Source organism: Bacterioplanes sanyensis (assembly GCF_014652515.1).
Classification (GTDB): Bacteria; Pseudomonadota; Gammaproteobacteria; order Pseudomonadales; family Oceanobacteraceae; genus Bacterioplanes; species Bacterioplanes sanyensis.
In genome coordinates this window covers 198047-221648 of sequence record NZ_BMYY01000003.1, presented here as the reverse complement: position 1 = coordinate 221648, position 23602 = coordinate 198047, and the positions used below count along the sequence as shown (strand labels likewise).

General features: G+C 55.6%; 19 protein-coding genes. 8 read left to right on the top strand and 11 right to left on the bottom strand.

Features of this window, described 5'->3' with window-relative positions:
• Positions 1 to 14: 14 nt before the first annotated feature.
• The gene (locus IE090_RS06885; RefSeq protein WP_189387625.1) at positions 15 to 1265 is read right to left on the bottom strand and encodes a tyrosine-type recombinase/integrase; all 1251 of its coding nucleotides are present in this window, start codon (positions 1263 to 1265) and stop codon (positions 15 to 17) included.
• Positions 1266 to 2056: 791 nt separating this feature from the next.
• On the opposite strand from IE090_RS06885, the gene IE090_RS06880 reads away from it, so the two are divergent.
• The 6 genes from IE090_RS06880 (at position 2057) to IE090_RS06855 (ending at position 9447) form a co-directional block, all read left to right on the top strand.
• Positions 2057 to 2899: a GIN domain-containing protein gene (locus tag IE090_RS06880; protein WP_189387624.1), complete on the top strand. Its 843-nt coding sequence runs from the start codon at positions 2057 to 2059 to the stop codon at positions 2897 to 2899.
• Positions 2896 to 3267, top strand: coding sequence for a GntR family transcriptional regulator (locus IE090_RS06875; RefSeq protein ID WP_189387623.1), 372 nt, complete (start codon positions 2896 to 2898; stop codon positions 3265 to 3267). The genes IE090_RS06880 and IE090_RS06875 overlap by 4 nt, the downstream gene beginning before the upstream one ends.
• Positions 3264 to 4127 carry an ABC transporter ATP-binding protein gene (locus IE090_RS06870; protein WP_189387622.1) on the top strand — a complete coding sequence of 288 codons (864 nt, stop codon included), beginning with the start codon at positions 3264 to 3266 and terminating at the stop codon, positions 4125 to 4127. The genes IE090_RS06875 and IE090_RS06870 overlap by 4 nt, the downstream gene beginning before the upstream one ends.
• Complete coding sequence (locus IE090_RS06865; protein ID WP_189387621.1) at positions 4121 to 5107, top strand: ABC transporter permease; 987 nt, start codon at positions 4121 to 4123, stop codon at positions 5105 to 5107. Before IE090_RS06870 ends, IE090_RS06865 begins: the two co-directional genes overlap by 7 nt.
• A 70-nt stretch (positions 5108 to 5177) precedes the next feature.
• A complete protein-coding gene (locus IE090_RS06860) occupies positions 5178 to 6323 on the top strand; it encodes an efflux RND transporter periplasmic adaptor subunit (protein ID WP_189387620.1) in 1146 nt (381 codons plus the stop codon).
• Entirely contained in the window at positions 6313 to 9447 is a 3135-nt protein-coding gene (locus tag IE090_RS06855; protein WP_189387619.1) for an efflux RND transporter permease subunit, read from the top strand. The genes IE090_RS06860 and IE090_RS06855 overlap by 11 nt, the downstream gene beginning before the upstream one ends.
• A 210-nt stretch (positions 9448 to 9657) precedes the next feature.
• Here the strand turns inward: IE090_RS06855 and IE090_RS06850 are convergent, their stop codons facing one another.
• The 3 genes from IE090_RS06850 to IE090_RS06840 form a co-directional block, all read right to left on the bottom strand.
• The gene (locus IE090_RS06850; RefSeq protein ID WP_189387618.1) at positions 9658 to 10230 is read right to left on the bottom strand and encodes a hypothetical protein; all 573 of its coding nucleotides are present in this window, start codon (positions 10228 to 10230) and stop codon (positions 9658 to 9660) included.
• Positions 10231 to 10540: 310 nt separating this feature from the next.
• Positions 10541 to 12199: a methyl-accepting chemotaxis protein gene (locus IE090_RS06845; RefSeq protein WP_189387617.1), complete on the bottom strand. Its 1659-nt coding sequence runs from the start codon at positions 12197 to 12199 to the stop codon at positions 10541 to 10543.
• Positions 12200 to 12268: 69 nt separating this feature from the next.
• On the bottom strand, positions 12269 to 12883 hold the full coding sequence (locus IE090_RS06840; RefSeq protein ID WP_189387616.1) for a LysE family translocator: 615 nt from the start codon (positions 12881 to 12883) through the stop codon (positions 12269 to 12271).
• 122 nt (positions 12884 to 13005) lie between these two features.
• Here IE090_RS06840 and IE090_RS06835 point away from each other — a divergent pair, with 122 nt between their 5' ends.
• A complete protein-coding gene (locus IE090_RS06835; protein WP_189387615.1) occupies positions 13006 to 13470 on the top strand; it encodes a hypothetical protein in 465 nt (154 codons plus the stop codon).
• On the top strand, positions 13467 to 14048 hold the full coding sequence (locus IE090_RS06830) for a hypothetical protein (protein WP_189387614.1): 582 nt from the start codon (positions 13467 to 13469) through the stop codon (positions 14046 to 14048). The genes IE090_RS06835 and IE090_RS06830 overlap by 4 nt, the downstream gene beginning before the upstream one ends.
• A 9-nt stretch (positions 14049 to 14057) precedes the next feature.
• On the opposite strand, the gene IE090_RS06825 is transcribed toward IE090_RS06830, so the two are convergent.
• The 7 genes from IE090_RS06825 to IE090_RS06795 all read right to left on the bottom strand — a co-directional run bounded on the left by IE090_RS06825 (position 14058) and on the right by IE090_RS06795 (position 23593).
• On the bottom strand, positions 14058 to 14435 hold the full coding sequence (locus IE090_RS06825; RefSeq protein WP_189387613.1) for a DUF4150 domain-containing protein: 378 nt from the start codon (positions 14433 to 14435) through the stop codon (positions 14058 to 14060).
• 5 nt (positions 14436 to 14440) lie between these two features.
• Entirely contained in the window at positions 14441 to 14965 is a 525-nt protein-coding gene (locus IE090_RS06820; RefSeq protein ID WP_189387612.1) for a DUF3540 domain-containing protein, read from the bottom strand.
• Positions 14962 to 16014, bottom strand: coding sequence for a pentapeptide repeat-containing protein (locus IE090_RS06815; RefSeq protein WP_189387611.1), 1053 nt, complete (start codon positions 16012 to 16014; stop codon positions 14962 to 14964). Before IE090_RS06815 ends, IE090_RS06820 begins: the two co-directional genes overlap by 4 nt.
• Before the next feature lie 12 nt (positions 16015 to 16026).
• Positions 16027 to 18621: a DUF2169 family type VI secretion system accessory protein gene (locus tag IE090_RS06810; protein ID WP_189387610.1), complete on the bottom strand. Its 2595-nt coding sequence runs from the start codon at positions 18619 to 18621 to the stop codon at positions 16027 to 16029.
• A 4-nt stretch (positions 18622 to 18625) separates the two neighbouring features.
• Positions 18626 to 21613, bottom strand: coding sequence for a contractile injection system protein, VgrG/Pvc8 family (locus IE090_RS06805; RefSeq protein WP_189387609.1), 2988 nt, complete (start codon positions 21611 to 21613; stop codon positions 18626 to 18628).
• A 197-nt stretch (positions 21614 to 21810) separates the two neighbouring features.
• Entirely contained in the window at positions 21811 to 22587 is a 777-nt protein-coding gene (locus IE090_RS06800; protein ID WP_189387608.1) for a M91 family zinc metallopeptidase, read from the bottom strand.
• A 61-nt stretch (positions 22588 to 22648) separates the two neighbouring features.
• The gene (locus tag IE090_RS06795) at positions 22649 to 23593 is read right to left on the bottom strand and encodes a GNAT family N-acetyltransferase (RefSeq protein WP_189387607.1); all 945 of its coding nucleotides are present in this window, start codon (positions 23591 to 23593) and stop codon (positions 22649 to 22651) included.
• Between the last annotated feature and the right edge of the window lie 9 nt (positions 23594 to 23602).

The window sequence follows — 23602 nt, the reverse complement described above, 5'->3', positions numbered from 1 at the left end:
GATTTTATCGGCGGCTAGTCATAATCCGGCCGCAAACGTTTGTTTTTGGCACTGGCATGGCGCTCGCGCAGCTCGGTATCAATGTAACGGTCGGTGGTGGCCATGCTGGCGTGGCCGGCATCTTCTTTGACGTGCTCTTTGGGGCGCACGCGCACGTCTTCTGAAATGCCCGTGTGCCGCAACCAGTGCACCGTCGCCACGCGCAGTTCATTGGCATCTTGCTCTAAACCTTGCGCTCGCATGCGCTGGTAAGCGCTATCGAAACAAAACTGCACTAGGTTGCGAATTTGCCGCGTGCTGGTGACTGGTCCGCGCCCCCGCAGTTTGGGCACCAGTGGGGTTTGCTCGCCGGCGGTGGGCAGTGCTGGTAGCCCTAAGTGCAAGCGATAGCGCTGCAAGGAGGCCAGCATGTCGTCAGACACCGTCACCAGTCGTACCTTGTTGCCTTTGCCAACCACGCGTAGCCACCAATGGCCATCGCTATCGCATTGAAAGTCGCCCATGGTGGGCGTGGAGCGCTCATCGGCGACCAGCTCAGAAATGCGTAAATACATGCCGTATAAGCAGTGCATGACAAACAGCGAGCGTTCATGCTCGTGCGGGTTTTCTTGTGCTAGCTCGTTAACGCTGTCTAATACGTAATCCCATTGCATATTAGAAATGCGCCGAATCGGCTCTTTATAGGCGTGGCGTTGAATAAACTTGCTTTTCTGACGAATCAAGCTGATGGGGTTGAGCTCTAAGTAATCTTCTTGCAGCAAATAATTAAAGTAAGTCGACAACACTGAAAAAATGCTTTGTAGGCTTTTTTGCGACAGAGCGAATTGCTCAGGATGCTCGCCGGTCAGTTTGTCGGCTTGAGTGACAAACGGTCGCCAGTCGGCATTGGCCACGCGATAGCCTTGCTGGTTATGAAACCGCGCCACTTGCTTGCGACCAATCCAGGCTTGCGGTGGTGCTTGGCAAAAGCGCACAAAATCTTCCAAATGTTGGCGCCTAAGCTCCGTCAACGACAAACCCTGCACCTGCCAGCTCCACTGCAATAAGCGCTCAACTTCACGGCGATAGCTATTAAAGGTGGCGATGCTGCCGTTGTAGCTCACTAAAAAACTCAGCGAGTGCACCAAATCATCGTAAGCCCCTTCAATGTCGCGCAGCTCTGGCAAGCGTTGGAGCACCTGTCGTGCGTAGTTGAGGGGGTTGTCTATGTGATCTAGGTGATCGATTAGAGGTGTGGGTGGGTGTTGTAGTACCTGGGACAACATAACACTGCCTGAGCCTTTGGAAACACGCAATTTAGCAAAATCCAACCGCCGACACTATCGCTATTGGACGCGGCTTAAATGCTCGCTAGGGCCCGTGGTTGCTGGGCTTGCGACCTGCCTCTGTGTGTCTGATCGAGGGGTTGTCAAGGATTTTTTTCAATCTGTGCTTGCCAGCCTGAGATATGGTGTTATAGTTGCGTATAACACTATGACTCAGGCGATGCCTGCAAGGGGTTGGAGATGAACTACATGAACCGTTTTTTCGAAGTGGCTTTTTGTGCAGTCATGCTGACGGCGATGGGCTACAGCCTGGCGCCCATCGTTTAAAGGAGAGAGATGATGAACCGCGTATTTGAAGTGTTCTTTGGGGTGGTGTTTTTTGCCGGTATGGCCGCCAGCGTGGCGCCCATTGCGTAAGCAAGCATTGAGAGAGTGGAAGGGTGATGCAGATGAATCGGGTATTTGAAGTGTTCTTTGGGGTGGTGTTTTTGGCCGGCATGGCCGCCAGTGTGGCGCCGATTGCGTAAGCAAGCATTGAGAGGATGGAAGGGGTAATGCAGATGAATCGGGTATTTGAAGTGTTTTTTGGTGTGGTGTTTTTGGCCGGCATGGCCGCCAGTGTGGCGCCCATTGCGTAAGCAAGCATTGAGAGGATGGAAGGGGTAATGCAGATGAATCGGGTATTTGAAGTGTTCTTTGGGGTGGTGTTTTTTGCCGGCATGACGGCTAGCATGGCGCCCATCGTATAGCTCGGCTTGATGGTCGGTGCAAGATCAGTGAAGGAAGGTCAGATGATGAAGTGGATGATGGTTTTTTGTTTGTGGGTCAACGTCGTCTGGGCGGAGCCGGAGGATGCCACCTTGGTTTCGCAGGCGCTGGGTGGATCTGCCTTTACTCAGGTAGTCATTAGTGCACCCGTCGCGGTGCAAATTGTGCAAGCCGAGCAGTATGGTGTTTGGCTGCAAGCCCCGTCGGCATTGCACTCAGCGTTGCGCTTGAAACAAGCAGGGGCGCGCTTGAAGGTGCATTGGCAACCGGATGCGCGTGTAAAAGCGCTGGCGAACACCAGTGACGTCAAGATTAAAATCGCCCTGCCGCGGTTAGATCTGGTGGAAATGCTGGGGTCGGGCAATCTTTATCTGGCTGCCATGACACAGCCAAAGCTGCACATTATTAACCGCGGCAGCGGCGAGGTTTACAGCACGAACTTAACCACCGAAGCACTGGAATTGTCGCTGCAAGGCAGCGGTGACATCAAAGGCCAAATCTGGCAAGTCAACACTCTGATGATTAATAGCTCCGGCTCGGCTGATGTCGAACTGGGGCGTTTGACGGCCGAGCGCCTGAACGCTAACAGCGCCGGCCAGGGCGATATCGAAATTTATGAGGCCAGCAGCGTGGCCAAGCTCAACTTACAAATGCTGGGGTCGGGCGATTTCGAGGCGCCAGCATTGGTGGTCGACGATGCGGTCATTGCCTTGCTGGGCAGCAGTGATGTCACGCTGACCGTGGCGCAGCACCTGGATGCCAACATTCTCGGCAGCGGCGATGTGCGCTATGCCGGCAACCCCGAGGTCAATGCCCGCCAGCTTGGCAGCGGCTCTGTGAAGCCACTGGAGGATGAAACCTTGTGACTGAATGGAACGATAAAGAGCCCATTTATCGCCAGATTGAAGCTCGGATTATCGGGCTCATTCTCGATGGCAGCTTGCCCGAAGGAGAAGCTATTCCCTCCGTGCGAGCATTGGCGAGTGACTATCAAATTAACCATCTCACCGTGAGCAAAGCCTATCAGGAGCTGGTGGCACGGGAATTATTAGAAAAACGACGGGGGTTAGGCATGTTTGTCGCCACAGGCGCACGCCAGGCTTTGCAAGAAGAGCAGGCGCGTCAGTTTATAGAGCAGGAGCTACCCGCCTTCCTGGCACGGATAAAACAACTGGGCATTGATCACGACACCATTATCGATGCCATCCGCACGTCACAGGAGCCGGATGTATGAGTGCATTGATTGAAGCCCGGCAGCTAACAAAATGCTTTGGCAAAACCCAAGTATTAAAGGGCATCGACCTAACCGTGGAAGCGGGACAAATCGTCGGTTTGATTGGCCCTAATGGCGCTGGCAAAACCACCTTGCTGCGCTGTTTGCTGGGGCTAACGCCAGCAGAGGGTGAGCTGCAGGTGTTGGGGCAATCTCCTTGGCAGCAGCGCCACGGCATGTTGGAGCAACTGGCTTATATCGCCGACACCGCCATTTTGCCTGCTTGGATGACGGTCACTCAGTTGTTGGATTACATGCAAGGCGTGCATCCACGCTTTGACCGCAGCCGTGCTGAATCGCTACTGGCCACCACCGATGTTCCCCCGCAGCGCAAAATCGCAGCGCTGAGCAAAGGCATGGTCACTCAGGTGCACCTTGCTTTGGCCATGGCCATTGACGCCCGTCTGCTGGTGCTGGATGAACCCACGCTGGGCTTGGATATCTTGTATCGCCGCCAGTTTTATCAGCGCCTGCTTGAGGACTATTACGACCAAGAGCGCACCATTGTGATCACCACCCACCAAGTAGATGAAATCGAAGGCATTTTGACCCATGCCGCTTTCATGCGTCAGGGCCAAGTAGTATTGCAATCGTCCATGGAAGCGCTGCAGCAGCAATACCGCCAGCTGCAGGTAAAAAACGAGCAGCTAGAGGCCGCACGTGCATTGGTGCCCGTGGCCGAGCAGCGCACTCTCGGCGGTGCTCGCCTGCTAATGCAAGGTCACAGCGATGAACAGCTGGCGCAGTTGGGAGAGGTCAGCTTGGCCAGCCTGAGTGATGTGTTTGTGGCGCTGATGGAGCAGGAGGGCCGCTCATGTTAATGACACTGATAAAGCGCGAGGTATGGGAGCGCCGGGTGGAGTTCCTCTGGGTGCCGCTGGTGTTGCTGCTGTTGGGTCTGTTGCCCAGCGTGTTTGTGATGACCGGCCTAGATGACTTCAATTTTGATGGCACTGTGGTCATCGACCTGAGTGACGATGCCGAGGTGCCAGCGCCGCCGCAGATTCCGCAGCCGCCGGTGCCAGCGGAGGAAGCGCTGACATTAACGCCAAACGCGCCAGCAGCATTCAACTGGGATTTTCACCAGCAATGGCTGCAAGCGGGTGAGGCTGCCGGTTTGAATGAGCACACCCTAGAGCAGTTGGACGGTGGCGTCGTCACGGACGATGACAGCAGCTTAAACGGCGCCAGCCATACGCTGTTTATCGTTTATTACGTGATCTGGTTCTTGGTGGCGTATCTGTACTTGCTGGACGGCCTCTATCGCGAGCGCCGCGATCGCAGCTTGCTGTTCTGGCAATCCATGCCAGTGCCTGAATGGCAGGTGGTGCTGGCCAAGTTGCTGGCCCCCTGGGTGCTGCTGGTCTGTGTTTACTGGCTAGCAAGCTGGATACCTCAGTGGTTGCTGGTAGCAACGCTGGATGCCAACGATACCTTGGGATTGGGCACGGCCGGTGATTATCAACCACTGGCGACCTTGTGGGCACAGGGCAAAGTGGTGGCGGCGGTGATGCTCTCCAGTTTGCCGCTGGCCTGCTGGCTGCTACTGGTGTCCTCGCGGGCGACCAAGCTGCCATTACTGTGGGCCTTGCTGATCCCAGCGGCGCTGGAGGCCATCTTTTTCTGGCTGCTCGGCCTTGGCTCGGTGCTGGAGTTTATTCGCTGGACGCTGCCCAACGTCGAGTTTGCCGACGGCCATGTATTTGTGCCGCCCCAGCCTTGGTGGACCTGGCTGACGGGCGCTGTACTGAGCGCGGCCTGCTTTATCGGCGCTGTGTATTTCCGTCGCCGCAGCTATTAAGCGACGGCTTTCATCAAATGTTCAGGTTGCCAGAGTTAGACTCTGGCCGCCGTTTGCAAGAGTTAGGATTATGAAGCTAAAAACAATCGTCCTGCCATTGGGGATTCTGGCGGTGGGTGTCTTGGTTGCCGTGGGCTTGGCGGCGCTGAAACAGCCGCCGGAAGAAAAGCCCGTCACCCAAAGTGTGCCGGAAGTGGAAGTAATCGAGCGCGTCCCGGGGCCGATCCAGGTGCAGGTCGAATCTCATGGCGTGATGAGCGCGCGCGAGCAAACCACCTTGGTGGCACAAGTCAGCGGCACCATTACGTATATTCATCCGGCGTTTGTGCGCGGCGGTCAGGTTGAGCCTGGCACCGTTATGCTGCGTATTGACGACAGCGACTATCAATCGGCGCTACTGGATGCCGAGGCGGCACTGGCCGCCGCCGTTGCCAATCTTGAAACCGAGCAGGCACAGGCCAAGGTGGCACGTGAGCAATTGCAAGGCGTTGATAACCCAACCGTGCTGGCGCTGCGCAAGCCGCAGTTGGCGCAGGCCCGTGCTGCCGTCAAAGCCAGTCAAGCCCAAGTGCAACGTGCCCAGCGTGATTTGCAACGTACCGAGGTAAAAGCCCCCTTTGCCGCGCTAGTAGTAGAGCGCCAGCCAGGTTTGGGCAGCTATGTCACCCCAGGCTCCCCCTTGGGGACTGTCTATGCCATGGACCGTGGTGAAGTGCGCTTACCCATCGCCGCTCGCCATTGGCAGCAGCTGGTCGATGGTGGCCTAGGTGCCAGTGTCACCTTAACGCTGGAGCAGGGCGATGCCCGCTATGATTGGCCAGCCACCATAGTGCGCAGTGAAGGTCTGGTGGATGATGCCAGTCGTATGCACTTTCTCGTCGCTCAGGTGGAGCAGCCGTATCAGTTCGAGCGGCCGTTACGCTTTGGTGAATACGTCAGCGCTCGCATCGAAGGTCGCAGCTATGACAACAGCATACGCATTCCTTATCAGTGGCTGCGAAATGACCGCCTGCCGTTGTTAACGAACGGTGAGCTGAATTTGCGCCCAGTCTCTCTAGTGCGACTGGAAGGTGAGCAAGCCATCTTGCAGCTGCCCAATAATGAGCCATTGCCGATTGTTACCACGGCCTTACAGTACCCCAGCCATGGTATGGCATTGAAACGCATGGCCCCGACCATGACGGTGGCGACCGAGGGGGAAGGGCATGACAACTGATACGCATCAAGGTGTGATTGCCTGGTTTGCGCGCAACCCAGTGGCCGCTAACTTGCTGATGGTGTTCATTCTGGTGGGTGGGATGTTTTCTGCCTTCACGATTCAAAAGCAGATGTTCCCGCAGCTCGAATTTAACTGGATTTCCATCAGCACCGCTTATCCGGGCGCTGGCCCACAGGATGTAGAAGACGGCATTACGGAAAAGATCGAGCAGTCGCTGGAAGGCATTCAAGGCATCAAACGCGTCATTACTTACAGCATGCGCAATGCCTCGCAAACTTGGGTGGAGGTCGACGACAGCTACGACGTTGATGACGTACTCGATGAAGTTAAAGTCAATGTCGAGGGCATTCAAACCATGCCGTCGGGCGCAGAAACGCCGCTGATTACGCGTGAGAAGTTCATCCAAGAAGTGATGTGGGTCGCGCTGCACGGCGAGCTGCCATTTGCCGATATCCGCAAGCTGGGCGAAGACATCTACGATGAAATCCGCCAGTTGCCCAGGGTGCAAGTCAGTGAGTTTCACGGTGGCCCTGCCTATGAAATCAGCATCGAAGTCTCACGCGACCGACTGCGCGAATACGACCTCACCTTTGCCCAAGTCGCCGCCAGCATTCGCGCTTACAGCGCTAACATGAGCGCGGGCGAGATTCGTACCGATGGCGGCTACATTGGCATCCGGGTCGAAAATCAGGCCTACCAGCAGCGCGAATTTGAACAAATCCCCATTCGCACCTTGGCCGATGGCAGTCAGCTGCGGCTGGCCGATGTCGCTCAGGTGCATGACGGCTTTGAACAAGGGCTGCAATACAACAAGTTTAACGGCCACGACGCGGTGCTGTTTTTTGTCGGCGCATCGAATGACCAATCAACGCCGGATGTTGCCGCTGCCGTCAAAGAGTACATTGAGCAACGCCAAGCATCGCTGCCGGCCGGCATGACTCTGGAGCCCTGGATCGACCTGACCTACTACCTAGAAGGGCGTCTCGATATGATGCTCAGCAATATGTGGGCATCGGCGCTGCTGGTGTTTTTGATGTTGTCGATGTTTTTGCGCCTGCGTCTGGCTGCTTGGGTGATGGTAGGGCTGCCGGTGTGCTTTCTTGGCACCTTAATGATGATGCCGATGGACCCGATCAACGTCACCATCAGCTTAACCAGCCTGTTTGGCTTTATTCTGGTGCTCGGTATCGTGGTCGATGATGCCATTGTCATTGGTGAGAGCGTTTATTCCGAAGTCGAGCAGCGTGGTCAGTCGATGGACAGTGTGATTGCCGGAGCCAAAAAGGTTGCCATGCCGGCCACCTTTGGTGTGCTGACCACAGTCGCCGCCTTTTTGCCCATGTTGATCGGCGACGGCCCAGATGCCGCCATAGCAGCGTCTATTGGCTGGGTGGTGATTTTGTGCCTGCTGTTCTCATTGGTGGAATCGAAGCTGATTTTGCCCGCTCACTTAGCTGGCATGGCACCGAAAAAAGACAGCCGCAACCCGATTTATCGCCTGCAGGATTGGATTGACGCCCGCCTGCAAGCCTTTATCCAGCACAGTTACGGCCCGTTTTTACGTCGCACTTTAGCGCACCGTTACAGCGTGGTGGCCCTGTTTATCGCCGTACTGTTCATCACCATAGGCTTGGTGCAAGGCGGTGTGGTGCGCATGATTGGCATGCCCAAGGTGCCGCACGATTTTCCGGAAATACAACTGGAAATGACCTCCGACAGTGGCGAGCAGGCGACCCTCGACGCCGCGCTGGCGATTGAGCGCATGATTCGTGAAGTGGACCGTCAGATCGAAGAGGAGAGTGGCCGCAGCATGATCAGCTCGATATATGTCGAGCTGGACTCGCGCACCGAAGCCGAAATCATGACCACGCTGGTCGAGCCTGAGCTGCGACCGATGGACACCTTTGCCCTGGCTGAGCGCTGGCGTGAGGCCATGCCGGCCATTCCTGGCTTAAAATCGCTGTCGATTCAGGAGGACGTGTTCGGCGGTGGACGCGAAGACGGTGACATCAGCTTTAAACTGTTTGGCAGCAATCACGAACAACTGGCCGCCGCCGCCGCAGAGCTCAAGCAAAAGCTGGAGCGCATCGAAGGCGTGGGCGATATCAACGACAGCCAGCAATCGACGCGTCAGGAAGTGGGGTTGCGTCTCACGCCCTTGGGTCAAAGCCTAGGGCTGGATTTGGCCAGTGTGGCGGGGCAGATGAATGCCAGTTTTTATGGCCTAGAAGTGCAGCGTATCCTGCGCGATGGCGAAGAGGTCAAAGTGATGCTGCGCTATCCGCAAACGGAGCGCAATGCTTTAGGGCATGTGGCCGATACCCGCATTCAAACCCCAACGGGTGCCAGTGTGCCGCTGGCACAAGTAGCCGAGCTTGAGGTGACGCGCAGCGCAGAATCCATTCGCCGTGAAGATGGAGCGCGCACGCTGACCGTATGGGCTTCAGTCAACAGCGCTGTGGTAGAGCCACAAAAAGTCGCGCAGGACATTCGCGATAACTTCCTGCCGGAGCTGCTGCAGCGCTATGACGGCGTGCGCAGTGAACTGTCTGGCCGCATCCAGGATGAAATCGACAGCCAAACCGAGCAGTTGCGTAACTTTGCCTTGTCGATGTTGTTGGTGTATGCCTTGTTGGCCATCCCGCTGCGCTCATACGGTCAGCCTTTGGTGATTATGGCGGTGATTCCGTTTGGCGTGATCGGTGCGATATATGGCCACTTGCTGTTAGGCATGGGCATCAGTTCCTTTTCACTGTTTGGCATCATTGCCGCCGCCGGCGTGGTGGTAAATGACAGCTTAGTGATGGTGGATTACATCAACCAGCAGCGCCGCGCGGGCATTGGCGTGAAAGAAGCGGTATTGGCCGCGGGTCAACGACGGTTCCGTGCCATCATGCTGACCTCACTGACCACGTTTATCGGCCTGATGCCGATCATGTTGGAAACCAGCTTGCAGGCCAAAATCGTTATCCCGATGGCGGTATCGCTGGCCTTTGGTGTGCTGTTTGCCACCGTCATTACCTTGCTGTTGATTCCCAACCTGTATCTGGTGGGCGCTGATCTGAGTGCGCTGGGACGGCGCATGCGCGGTAAGCCAGCGCGCATTGCTACAGAACAGTAAAAACGCGAGCGGCTCGATGAACGGGCCGCCAGTTTTAAGCAGCAGAAAGACCAAGCTGATGCTAAGCAAACGGCACTGGTCATAAGTGAAAAACGGGAATCCGATATTTCCGATAATATCAATTATCGGAAATATCGGGCATAATACGGCTCCTGTCCGTTTGGCGGAACCTGGCTAGCTCCGCCGCTTTGGTTGTAAATCTACCCGCAGTTAATCGAAACCAGCATAAGACAGGTCCATAACATCACTGCTGCCACCCAAATTGTCATAGCTAGCCACCTCTGATGTATACACATCGGCGGTGCCGCCATCCAATATGAGATAACCAATGGTGCCAAACACATGCACGTCGGCGCTGCTATCTGTCACCGTCATGGTGTCGACTGAGCCAAATATATACACATCGTCGCTGCTATCCGTCACAGTAACTGTGGTTACTGAGCCAGACACATAAACATAGGCATAGCCGCCGCTGACAGTCAGTTGTGCCAAAGAACCATTGAGACATACATCGCCGCTGCTGTTATCAATCAGTGCGGTTGCAGCATTGCTGGTGGGCTTGCCTCTATAGTCTTTGCTGCTACTTTCAATGGCCAGCTGATCAAAGTCGATCTCAGATAAGTCTCCGCAATCACCGGCTTCATAGTAGGCATATGTGCCCGGTTCGCCTTGTCTGACTGTCGGATCGGTTAGCTCTGGTGTGCTATTGCTGCTTGATGATTCGCCGCCGCAGCCGGTGAGGAATGCGGCCAGCATGGCCGTGTATAAAGATGTTTTTGTCATTGTTTTGTCTCTTCCGTTATGTATGCGAGGTTATCTTGATCGCCGCCACAGGCGATCAAGGTAGATGCCAGAGTGGCTATTAAAAGCTGAGATTTGGCCATGCATGTGAATCTAGTGGTTTAAGGGCGCGCGATACTAATAGACCCAGCGCCCCCTCACTACTGTAACTGTCAGGTTTTTTACGTGGTTTTGTGTGGTCGCGGTAGACTTTGCGCCAACGCTAGTATTTCGCCGTGATATTACTAATGTCCCGAAGCTCACAGGCCTTCAGCCCGCGACTCAGCGCCGAGCCTGGCTGTGCCCAGGCCCGCTAAGTCTTGGCAATGGTGAAGTATCCGATTCCCTTAGCGATGGCATCGGCTTCTTGTTCTAGTTGCTCACTGAGTTGGTGCAACTGGCGGGCGCTGCCTACCGAATCTTCCGCGTACTGGTCGATGCTTTGAACGTTGCTGGCAATCTCCCCAGCTACGCTGCTTTGCTGCTCCGCCGCGGCGGCAATTTGCACACTCATGTCGGCGGCGTGCTGGGAGCTGTCTGATAGCTCAGTGAAGGCGGCCATCACCGCATGATTAAACTCGGACGCTTGCTCGGCATCGCACTGGCTGACTCGCATGGAGTCGGCGGAGCGTGTGCTGCTCGCTTGCAAATCGGCGATCATGGCTTGAATCTCGCTGGTGGAGTCATTGGTGCGTTGTGCCAATGAACGCACCTCATCTGCAACCACGGCAAAACCACGCCCTTGCTCCCCTGCTCTGGCGGCCTCGATGGCAGCATTGAGTGCCAATAAGTTGGTTTGCTCCGCAATGGCATTAATCACATCCAAGATGGCACCAATTTTTTGGCTGTTGTCGGCTAAAGCCTCAATATCTTGGCTACTGTGCTGCAGTTGCTCATGCAGTGCGTTGGTCTTTTCTTGCGCTTGAGCGGTGGTGTCGCGACTTGAACGCAGGCTGGCTTGTATGCCTTTTACCGACTCACTGCTGCGTGCGCTATTGCCTGCTACCTCTTGGATGCTAGCGCTCATTTCTGTGATGGCCGTCGACACCTGCCCAGTTTGCTCATGTAACTGCGACATCGACGATAAAATCTCACCACTGCGATGATTAAGCGTCTGGGCCACTCGATTAAGCGCCTGATTGCGCTGATTCAAATCCTGCACAATGCCGGCCAAGTGGCGACGCATAGTCTCCAAGTGGTGAGCAACACTCCCCTCTGCAGACTTGGCCGTCGTGCCGGTGGCCAAGTCACCACTGGCAATGCGCTGAACTTGTTCGGATAAGTGTTTGGGCTCGCTGCCCAGTTGCTGCTGCAGCTGTCGATAAAGCCAGGCAACAGCCACCAGAGACAAAACTACCCCCAGCAATACGACAATCACCATCCAACCGTCATTGCTGGCGATCAGTCGCTTTGCGCTGCGATGGTCTTCTGCTGCTGCCCCCAGCTCCATCGCTATCAACTCATTGATATGATCACTGATTGGGTCGATGGCGTTGTACAGTGGGCCGTCGATATCGTCTAGCTGCCCTGCGCCACTGCCCCTCACTTGCGACAACCTTTGCATGGCTTGACTAATCGCTTGGTCGGCTGCCTGAAATTTTGCCTGCGCTTGCAGGTTAGCTCGCTGCATGTCGGCGCTGAACGAACGCTGCTGATACTGTTGCCAAGCGTCGTCAATCAGTGTCTGTGCGCTATTAATATCCGTCATGGCTTGCTGCACTGACACTAAGCCCGCATTGGCTTTGTTGACGGCATCAATCACCTTGACGGCGTAGGCATCACTGATGACTTTTAGCTCAGTGACCGGTGTAATGCGGTCTTGGTATAAGCTGGTCAGTCGTTGCGCAACGGAGGTGCTGGAGGTCCATGCCAATACGGCTTGCACGCACAACAATACGACAGGTAGCAAGGCTACGGTCAGTAGCTGGGCAGATAAACGCTGCGACATGGGAATCGCCATTGGTGTAGACATGTGGGCCCCTCTTGGCGAATAAATAGGGTTGCTTAGATGAGTGAGCCTAGTCGAATTTGGGTGTTAGGTTTATATCTGAGTTACTACGCGTGCTGCCAACAGCAGCAAAATGCCGCCAGAAATGCGATCGATCAGTTGCCCACGCTGTTGCAACGCCGGCACTATTTTGGGGTGAGACATCAGCAGGGCAATCAAGGTGTACCAAAGGCCGTCCACCAATAAAGGCGTGATCACCAACAGCAGCTTGGCCTGCCAGGAAGGGTCTGCGGTTAAAAACTGACTGAATAGCGCGGCAAAAAACAACGCAATTTTAGGGTTGAGCAGAGAAATTAATATTCCCTCTTTGGCGGCTTGATGCAGAGGCACGTGAGCGCCACCGGTTAAGCTTGCCATCACCCCACCCTTGGCGCGCAGCGCCTGCCAGCCTAAGTAAGCCAGATAAACAGCCCCAGCCACACTGATGGCGGTGAATAGCCACTGCGCCTGCTGCAATAGCCAAGTCAGGCCGGCTACCGTTGCCGCCGCATAAATGCCAATGCCCAGAGCATGGCTCCAAGCAGCGGCTAAAGCATGGGGGCGACCGCTGCTCAACGCATGCTTGACCATGATGGCCAAGCTGGGGCCGGGCGACATGGCGCCCAGCAGGCATACCACTAAAAGGGACAACCAGAGGGTGAAGGTCACCTGATAACCTCGTTAATAGTTAAAGAGTTCGGCAGTCTACCACCGCTGTAAGCCTTGTCATATTAAGGCTGTGGATGGCACCCGATGGCCTGTGTATAGTGAGCTTGCACGGAGGCGTTTCAATGAAGTTGATTATTACCATCAGTTTGCTGTTAGTAGCCACCGCCACTGGCCTGACGTTGTACCTGCGTAACCCTGACGCCGCTCAAATGCCACCGGCTTTCTCCCTCGATCTGGCTTCGGCCAGCCAGCCTCTGGACTACGCTGATCTGAGTCTGGCGAGTTGGCTAGTAGAGCCAGGCAGCGAGACGCAGGTGGGTGTGTTGGTGGCAATTGTCGCCAGCAGTGACGACGCTCAAGCGCTGGCTCAGCAATGGCAGCAGCGCATGGCTGAGCAGCGCCTTTCCGCGCAACCACTGACGCTATTCACACTAAAAAGCGGGCCCCAGCAATCGCGCAGTATGGCCTTGGTCATGGGGCCACTGGCAGAGGTAAAAAATGCGTCGCCTTACCGCGCCGCCGCCATGGGCGGACGGTTTGCAAATCAACTGGTGCAATGGCCAATCGCCAAGGAGAACACCCCATGACAACGCCTCCCCCGCTGCGTAGTTATCGGCAAATGGTGCGTGTGGTTAGAGATCAGCCCCACGCGTGCTGCCGGCTGCCCTACCAATTGGCACGGGCTTATGCCGAAGAAAATGCCACGCCGGTAGAAACACGATTGCGAAGCCTGGATGAAATTGGCATGGACGGTCGCAGCCCTCGTCTGCCCGAGGCGCCGGGCAATGCTGGGTTTTTGTCGACGCGTGAGTCGACGACGCTATTTCATTCGTTGGATGAGCAGCAACAAAGCTACTTTCGTGGCATTAGCCCCAAAGCCGCGCCAACTCGACAAGATGGTTGGTCTGGCACCAAATCCCGTGCGTATTTAGGCGGTGGCAGCCAAGAGTCGGTCACCGTTACACCGCCCAGCGAGCGCAGCGATGCAGCGGCAACACTGCCGGCAGATCATGCGCCGACGGCCTCTTCCCCGAATCCCTCCCCGCATACAGCAGCCGATTTAAGTTATCAGCCCTCTGCGCTCAAAGCCGGCAAGCAAACACGCCTGCCGTTGGTGGAGCGGCCCTCGTTGCAAGGCATAAAAGGCACGGATGTAGAGTTATAAAGCGACGGTTTAACTCAAAATCATGACTTTGACTTGCGACGGCGACAGCGTCAGGCCAATGGTGTTGTACGTATTGTGAGTGGATGGACACAGCATTTTGGTGGCCGGCATCACAGCTTTAAACACCTTAAAGCTGCCGATGATATTTTGCACTGGCCCCATGATGGTATTAGATACCACCCCCATTAATACCCCGGCTTGATCGCCGTTTGATAACGGCATGGTGGTGAGCAAATTATGGTCGGGCATGGCCTCGGTGAACATATTGAAAATATTAGGAATGGCCGTCGACGTTAACCCAATGTTGGGCATCGGAATGGGAATGGGCGTTTTACAAACATCGATGACCGATAAATGAATCGCAATGCTTTGTGTGTTGGCGAACATACGCGTTACCCCATATTGATGCGTTTGCCATCGATCTGCACGTCGTCGCTGGCGGTAATGATGTGTTGCTGAGCGCTGTGACGTGCGATGCCAGTGGTGGTTTGCGTTACGTGCTGCGCTTGTTGAATGACATCGTGCGCTTGCTGCACCAAGCTGCCTGATGCGGTTAATGCGTGGTGCTGGCAGGCAGTAGAAATTGTCTGCAATGAGGTGAGCTGGATGCTTTCCCAGCCCAATAAATCCAGCTGCGGCGCCCGGATCGATAACGGCTGTTGGGTTCTGATTTCTAGGTTTTCTGAGTCTTCCGTGCGCTGCAAAATGTGCACAATGAAATAGCGCTCTGCAACGGCCACATAAGCGACCGTATCGCCCACGGCGGGCTTGATGAGTAAGCTGGTGGCTTGCCAGGCACTAAAATGCTCATCAATAAGCCAGCTGCCGTCGTTATTCGCAGCGCTGATCACACCGCTAAAGTTGCCCTGCAAAGGCGCCGGTTGCTTGCTGGGGGCCAAGCGAATGCACGTATTCATGTCGACACTCCATATTGCTCGAAGGCTTGTTGTTGCTGCTGTTGTTGTGGGTCGGTATCAATGCGCTGGCTAAGGTCTACCCCTGACCAGCGGCAATGCTTGTATTTCGCCGCATGAAAGTTGCTTTGCTGTAGCCGTACGCGGCTGAAATTACAGTCTTTGAACTGCCCTAAGCTGGCGTTGAGGTAGCGACAGTCGGCCTCTGTGAACTCACAGCCTTCCATGTTGACCTGCTTCAACCAGGCCATCTCTAAACAGGCTTGATCGAAGTGACACTGGCTAAGCGTTGCCTGTTGAAAATTTGCTTGGCTTGCTTGGCAAGCGGTGAACTGAGAATCTGTTATCTTGGCTTGTAAAAACAGCGCCTGTTTTAAATTGGCCTTTGAAAAATCACACGCATGGATTTCACACTCGCTGAATCCGCTGGCTTCTAAGTTGGCCGCCTGAAAATTCACTTGTTGAAAGCGACTGCCGTTGCAAGTGCATTGGCTCAGCGACAGCTGAGATAAATCATTACCGTGAAAAATACAGTGCAGCAACAGCGCCTTGGTGAAATGCACCTCGGCCATATGGATGGTGGAAAAATCCGTTTTTGTCCACACCACATTTTGGAAATTACATTGATTGATGGCTAACTCAGCGGAGGTGATTTCAGATAAATTTACCGTGTTAAAGCGACAGCTCTGCCACTGGGCAGCACTGACATTGCACTGGCTGAGCGTGGCTGCATACAGCTGGCACTGCCAGTGTGATTGCGATAAATCGCACTCGCACCACGTGGCAATGTTGATCGCGCCCAGCCATTGACTGGCGCTTGCTTGACAGCGAATCCAGTTGGCTTGGTCGGTGTGGCAATCCTGCACTTTGGCGTGGCTAAAATCGCAATCAACAAACACAGCGCGCTGCAATAAGCAGCGCTCAAATACGCATTGGCTAAAGCGGCAGTTAATAAAAACCGCACCACTGAAATCGTGGCCTTGCCAGTGTTGATTGGAAAAATCCTGATCCATAATGGGCGGCTGATTTGCCGCTGCGGCCATGGCTGTCATAAAACCTCGCTGCTAGCCGACGTTGGCTATGGGTGATATCACTAGGTGTTGACGTTGCTCATCGTCCAATGCCAATTCCAACAAGTGGCATTGCTCAATCCGGGTTTGGGCAAAGCGGCAGCGCTGTGTTTGCAGCTTGCCCAGCTGGCTTTGGTGAAACAAACAGCCATCGACCTTGGCAGCGGTTAAATTGGTCTGCAGCAAAATGCAGCTTAACCAGGCGCATCGAGTCAGCTGGCTGGCTTGCAGTTGACTGTCACCAAAATCGCACTGCTGAAATAAACTGTGACTGAGCTGCACTTGTTGCAGATCAAGGCCACGAAAACCGCAGGTATGCCAGCTGCAGTGCGTCATCTGAGCGCTGTTCAGCTGCCCTTCGTTGCTGAACTGCACTCTTTCACCCTCGATGTGATGAAACTGCGCGGCTTGGGCGTTGAGCCCTACCATGACGCAGCGCAGTAAGCGCGTCTGTTGCCAATCGGCACTTTGCAGGCTGGCTTTGGTGAAGTTGCACAGCGTCAGGGCGCAATCACGCCATTGGCTGTGCGCTAAGTCTGCTTGCAAAAACAACACTTGCTCCAAGTTGGCTTGCACAAACTGGGCGTGCGGCAGGTGCGCTTGCAGTGCTTGGGTTTTAAGCAGGTGTGCCTGGTGAAAGTGGGCATGCGGCAACTGGGCCTGATGCAACAAGGTGTCGTGCAGTTGCGCGGCAGAAAAATCGACCTGCTCGCCAACGGTGGCAGATAAATTGGCTTGGCTGAGGTCTGCCCGACGAAAACTGGCCTGCTCTAGGTTGGCTTCCGTCAATACGGCTTGGCTTAACTGGGCGCCATCGAAGCAACAGCCCTGCAGTTGGCAGCGCTCCAACCCGGTCTGGCGTAAATCACAATGGCGAAAATCTAAGTCACGCAAGTCGCCACCGGCTAAGTCGCGCCCGGCCAAAGACGCTCCGCGCTGCAGTAATTCAATAACCAATTTACGTATTTGCTGGGCGCCGTCAGGTGGCAGCGGACGTGACAGCGTCATACAAACGGGCGATTTGATGCGCGCTTGAAACTGACCGCCGTGCTGCAGCTGCGCCGCTTGCTGCCAACGCGCCAGTGCCTCTGGGTCCGCTTGCAGCTGCTGGCGCAGGGGGCTGGGCAAGCTCGCCATTGCCTCATCACTGTTGTGCTCAAGTGCGCGTACAGTCATGACTCGGGTGCGTATCTCGCTGAGGCTTTCTGGTGCGTTGATGGGGTGATGCTGCATAGCTGCGTGGCGCTGTTGCTCACTGGCCTGGCGAGCTTGCTCGGTTTGGTGCTGAGCAAATGCAACGTGTGGCGTTAAATCCACATCGCCCTGGCGAATCAGTTCAGGCGGCAATGCCGGTGGCTCTGCTGATGGTTCCACAGATGATTCTGCCGATGGTTTATTGATGGCTACTGGGCTTTGGGGGGGCGTTTTGGCTTGCTCTGCTAGCTGCTCAATAAACGCTTGGCGAGTTTGTTGCTGGCGCTGCTCGGCTTGGCGATAGAGCTGTTGCTCTTGGGCTTGCTGTTGAGGGCTTTTTTGCGGTTTCAGTGGCGCTTCATGCAGCATTTTTACCGCCGCGGTGGCGGCATCGGTGCGCTCGTTTAACGCTTGCTGGTAATGATTCAAAGGCCTGGGCTTGTCGTGACTGTGCTCATAGGCCAACAACAGCTGGGCGACGTCTAAGCCCAAAGAATCCTGAACGGCAAATACCGCTCGGTGAATGACTAGCCCCATTTCAAGTTCCGGAAACAGCCACAGCGTGTCGATGTGCCCCGCTGCTTCGACCAGCTTGGCGTCAGCAGCCGTTGTTTGGCGTATGAACATGCGAGCCTTGAGCTCGGGCAGGCAAAACTGCCAACGCTGGTGCTCTGGGTGTAAGCCAAGCAACTCAACCTGGGTGCCAGGTTCGATAAAACCATCCAGCTGTTGATCGGCCATGGCGGCATTAAAAAACGCTGGCTGGGTATCGTCGGCAAAGCCGGGCTGGCCTTGTTGCAACCAGGCCTGATCGTAATTGCCGCTGTACTGTTGGCGCTGCGGCCAGCGCACATCTAACGGTTCAAACGCCGTGGGCTGGCGTGGGCGGTGGTTGGCTTTGATCGATTCGCGCTCGGCGTATAAATTTGGGAGATGCCAGAGCCCCTCCTCTGCGCCATGGCCTTTGCCCAATGGGTTGTGTGCGAACTGAGCACCGCCGTAGGCGCGCGCAAAGGAGAGCGGCATTTTTGCGAAGGGCTGTGCGGCACTGGGCGCGCGCAATGGCCGGCCCAGCCAGTGGCGATCACCCACCACCTGTAGCGTTTTTTTAACGCTTCCCACCTGCACTGCCACCTGCATGCGGCTGACCGTTTGGCCTTGCGGAGCGCAGGCGCTGCCGACCAGCAAAAATTCTGCACGAGGTTTGGCATGGCCCGTGTCTAATACTAAGCCTTGAGACAACAGCGGCGCCAACGCACGCCAGCCTTCTTGTTCGGTGAGGTAATTTGTACTGCCCAACCGGAAAAACCCCAAGGTGCCAACGGCCAGCTGGGTTTGGCGGTAGCGATAGGTCTGGCTGATGACACTCAGCTGGCGCGGTTTGATGATTTGCATGGCGCTATAACACGATGTAAATGCTGAGCAGCATTTCCACCGTTGTCTCACTGGTTTTGGCGTGGGTGGTCATCTCGCTGGTAACCGTAGCGGGTATGACTTTGGAGTTCAGCTCAACCGCGGTATTCACCACGCTGTTAATCGCCACGCCGGCATTGATTTTACTGTTCATCGCCACACTGACATTGGTGGAGTTATTGATCTCAGCGCCAATGAAGGTTTGGGTGGCGGATTTGGCGCCAATAAAGGTGTCGGTGTTGCTGGCTGCACCCAGCGTGGTCGATACGCTGTTGCTGGCGGCCAACTTAGTGCTGGTGCAGTTGGTGGCGCCGATAAAGGTTTCAGTTGAGTTGGTCGCCGCCAGGCTGGTGGACGTGTGATTGCGAGCGCCGATAAAGGTCTCGATTGAGTTAGTGGCGCCAATGGTGGTCGATGTTGTGTTGGCAGCAGAGATGTTGGTGGCGGTCACGTTTTTGGCGCCAATAAAGGTTTCGGTGCTGTTGCTGACGCCTAAGGTGGTGGACGTCGAATTACTGGCCGACAAATGCGTTGCCAGTGAGTTTCTGGCACCAATGAAGGTTTCAACGCTGTTGGCCAGGCCAACAGTGGTCGAAATGCTGTTGGTGGCACTGGCGTTGGTGCTGATGCTGTTGCTGGCACCAATGGTGGTTGAAATGGCATTGGTGGCGCTCAGTGAGGTCGTGGTGTCGTTACGCAAGCCCACAAAGGTATTGATGTTGTCGGTGGTGCCAACGGTGGTGCTGATGCTCAAGCTGTTGCCGACCTGCAGTGACTTACTGTCGCTGTCGCCGATGTGCACGTTTTTGTTCACCACCTTGCCTAAGGTGGTTGAGCTGGAGTAAACCGTCGCCGATTTATCATCCCAGCCAGGCGGCGGCATGTCTGTGCCATTAAGGCTGACGGAGCGGCCTTTGATGTGGTTTTCGCTGTAGCTGTCGCCATTGCCCAGTTGGTTGGCCAGGTTAACGATGGATTGCTCGGGCAGTTTGCCAGCGACAAAGCTGGGCGAACTCAAATCGACGCTGCCATCGTACTCACCAATCACTGAGCGATTCACGCTTTTGCCCACTTTGGAAAAGCTCTGGCTGGTGCCGGTATTGCTGACGCTGTAGCTGACCTTGGCGTGGCTTTCGTTGTAACTGCTGCCTTGCGATACAGAAGCGCTCAAGATGCCGGCATCGCCCTGATCGCTTTGCGACAGACTCCAGCCTCCGCCTTTGGAGTAACTGCTGTTGCCGTACAAGCCGCCGTTCATGTCGGCGTTGTCATAGGCACTTTCGACCAGCTGGATGGCTTGGTCCAGGTTGGTGGCTGAGTTATGGCCATAGCGAATGCTGATGCCATCGCCGTAACTGGTGGAATAATTACTGCCCCAATGGGTATTGGTTTGCCAGGAGGCGCTGCGACGGTCTGGCGGCATAATGGTTTTGGAGCCGTGGGATGACAGCACTTGCTGCAGCTCAGGTTGCTCGCTTTCATTGCTGCCGCGGCCAATCATGACCATGGCGTTCACGTCTGGCACGGTTTGCGAGGTGCGCGGCAGCGCGACCCAGTACTGCTCCCCCGTCACCAGTTCCACCAGGCAGCCGCGCTCATGATAAGGCTCGCCATCAAAGCTGGTTTGGCCGCGCTCGGGTTGGAAATTGCCCTTGCTGCGGTAGCGCCAACCGCTGGGTTTTTCATGGTCAATGACCTTGGCCAATATGCTGCCTTGGCGAGTGTTTTGAATGGAAAATGGTGTCAGCAAGGTATGTTGGTAGGCATCGCTGCCCAGGCTCAGCATGGTGGCCTCTACTTGACCGGTGTAGTGTCCGCTGGCCTGCAGCTTGTGTTGTATTTTCGTCACCACAAAGGTCTCGCCGGAAAACTCCGGTCGCCCTTGCGCATCGACACTTAAGGAGCCATTGGCGGGCAGCTCCTGTAGCGGGTCGGTCAAAGTAAAGCAGTAGCCTGGGCTGAGCAGCGAGTTGGTTACGTTGCCGGTTAAGGTGCCCGCTTCGGTTTCGATTTGCTGGCAAATTTTAGTCAGTTGGCCTTCGTCTTCATCGCGATCAGCGCCGTAGTCGTAACAGCGATGATGCTGGTACTCCGTGTTGGCGCTGCTGCCGTGGCTGAGCCAGGGTGTGTTTTCTGCCCGAACGACCGGATTTTGCTCCCACACCGCCGGTTGGCGGGTCAGCATGCTGCGCACTTTGCCCGGCATCATCTTGATGGCGTAGCGTAAATCACACAGTAGGTCGTTTTGCTGCAGCCCTAGCTTTTCAATGTTGGTGTAGGTGTAGCGCAGTGGCACTGGCCCTGAGGCATGGCCGGGAATGCTGACCTTATCGGCCGTTGCAACGCTGTTGGAAAACACCAGGGTTAAGCAGTTGGGCTCATGAATGAAAAAATAATGCACGCCGCATTTGCCCAAAATGCGTTGCATAAATTCCATGTCCGTTTCGCCTGCTTGCAGCCAGTCCTGGGTGCGCGTCAGAGTTAAGCTGTCGTCAAAATCGAAGCGCAGTTTAAAACGTGGGTCTTGCAGCTCTTGCGCGAACACCTGCTTCAGCAGCAGTTCAACATCGCAGTCGGTGTAAATGTGGTAGCGGTTGCGCAGGCTCAACAGCTGCAGCGGTGATTGCAACGTTAAGGTGTAACAACCGGGCGCTCCCAGCGCCAGTTCAGTGACTAAGCCGCGCAAACAGCGTGTGATGAAAGGCTGGTCATCTTGGTTGCGCTGAGCCAGCTCAAGTTGTGCCCATTGGCCGATGGCGGAAGCGTCCAGCATTTTGCCGTTGGCATTGGCCATGTCATCGGCGCGCAGTTCGACAGAAAGCTGATACGGCTGTGAAATGGCCTCCTGTCCTTGCAGCGAATCGACACGAATGTAGTTGCTGTCTAAGCCGCTGCCGCCCTCAATGCAGATCGCCACGGAGGGGGCATTGTAATCCACCTCGGCAATCGAAAACGGCTCCTGTTTGAGTGTCATCCAATAACCCATCACCTTGCATGAATAACCGGTTATTGCAGTAATAATGCCAGCGTCTGGCCTTGGCGAACGACCTTGCATGGGCCGCCACGACGGCGAACATAGCCGCCGACATGGCGTTTAAGGTGGGTGCGAATGCACCCGGTTGGGTAAAAATAAGGGCACGCACAGCTGTGCAGAATTATTCAGAGGTGCCGTCAGAACTTAAGATCCCGGCCGCCATAGTGTTTGCGTGGGCGAATGGGCTTAAGCACGCCGCTGTCACTGCCGTAGTGCTGGGTTTGCAGCTCCTGACGTAATTTGTTTTCTGTCAACGCGCCGCTGCCGTCATGATGGCCAACGGTGTCACGCTCTTCTTGTTTAGCGCCGGACTCTGGGTGAATGGCTGAGCCGCGATGGCTACCTTCCACCGTGTGCACGGCGTGAATCAGTTCGTGCCCCAGACTCATGGCGCTGGATGAGCCAACGTAACCGACGCGATCTTGCCTTGAGGCTAATTTGGAGCGATCCGGTTGGTGGGTCACCGTGGCGTCTGAACCCACACCCAGCTGGCTGGCCGCGGTGCGATCATGGGGGCGATTGGAGCCGCCGCGGTCCGGATTGTCGCCGCGGTCACGAATAAACACAGAGTGACCGCTGTCGCCGATGCGTTGGGCGATGTCCTGACCCGTTGCGGTGCTGGCTAAGTGCGATAAGTCGCGCCGGGTTTGCTGAATGAAATCGGCAAAATGCGCTCCGCTGCTGTAGGCGCCGCTGGCTCGATCACGCGACAGCTGCACGCCTTGCCAGCCCGGCACACTGACGTGGTCGATCTTTTTTAACCGTGTGGCCTGTTGTTGCAGCATGTCTGGCGTGATGCGCTTAAAGCCGCCCTGCTCCTCCCGTGCTTGCTGAACGTTGCGGATCATGGTTTTAAAATCCAGGCCTTTGGACGGAGCTTTATCCGCCCGTTTGGCTTTGCGATGTAAAAACATTGTCGGCGCCTCCTTATGGTACAGACAGTTCGGACAGAGTTAAGCGAACAGTCAGCGCTGCTTAGGCGACGGGTCGGATAAACGCATCGGCCCAAGGCACCAACTGGTACTCGCAGTTCATATCGATGAATAACCGCTGCAGCCGATCAAACAACCAGGGTTGTTGATTGGCGGCACCCAAATAAAACAGCCGCTCGTTATCATGAGGCGCTGCCAATGAACAACTCAGCGGCGTAAAGCCCATGCGCTTAAGAGCACGCAGCGACGGGTGGTTATGGTGGTAGGCTTTGGCAAAGCAATGCCTAAGCCCTAGGGTTTGCTCGGCCCAACTCAGCACCGTCATCACCGCCGCAGGGCCGAAGCCGTGTTGTTGAAAGTCTGCCCCCAGCCAGTAGTAAAAAAAGCCACTGTCGCCGTGGACCTCCAAAGCGACAGAGCCGATCAAGCCCCATTCTGGGTGGATCACGGCAAACGGCTGCTGTGCTGGGTCAATTCTGGCCTCGGCCAACCAATGCAGCCAGTGCTCGTCGCTGTCGAACTTGGGCAAATTGCAGCGCTCTGCGATGTCGTCGCTGTATTGCCAGCAAAAAGCGCTTAGGTCGTCGACGCCCAAAGGTCTGAGTTGCAGGCCCTCAGGGCTTTGCAGACATAACTTTGCGGCGTAAGGCCATGGCTGCATTTGTGCCCTTGGAAAATGCCAATACAGCTGGCGCAGCTGCTCGAAAGCGTGCTCAGCGTCGGCCAGCTGCCAACTGGCATGCAGTCGCAAGCGCCGGTCAGCCAGCGTGCTAGCGCCTTGCAGTAAATACACCAGCGCTGCCCAATCGCACAGTTGATGGCTCAGTTGACACAACAGCTCATGCTGCTGGGGCGTGGCTATGGGCTGCTCGAGCTGCTGACGCAGCCATTGCATCCATGCCAGACGCTGATCTTGGGCAATGGGCGCATTGATGGCGTGCAGCAGCCAATGGGTGGCATCGTCGGTCTGTGGTTGGCTCAGTTGCATGCCGCTTTC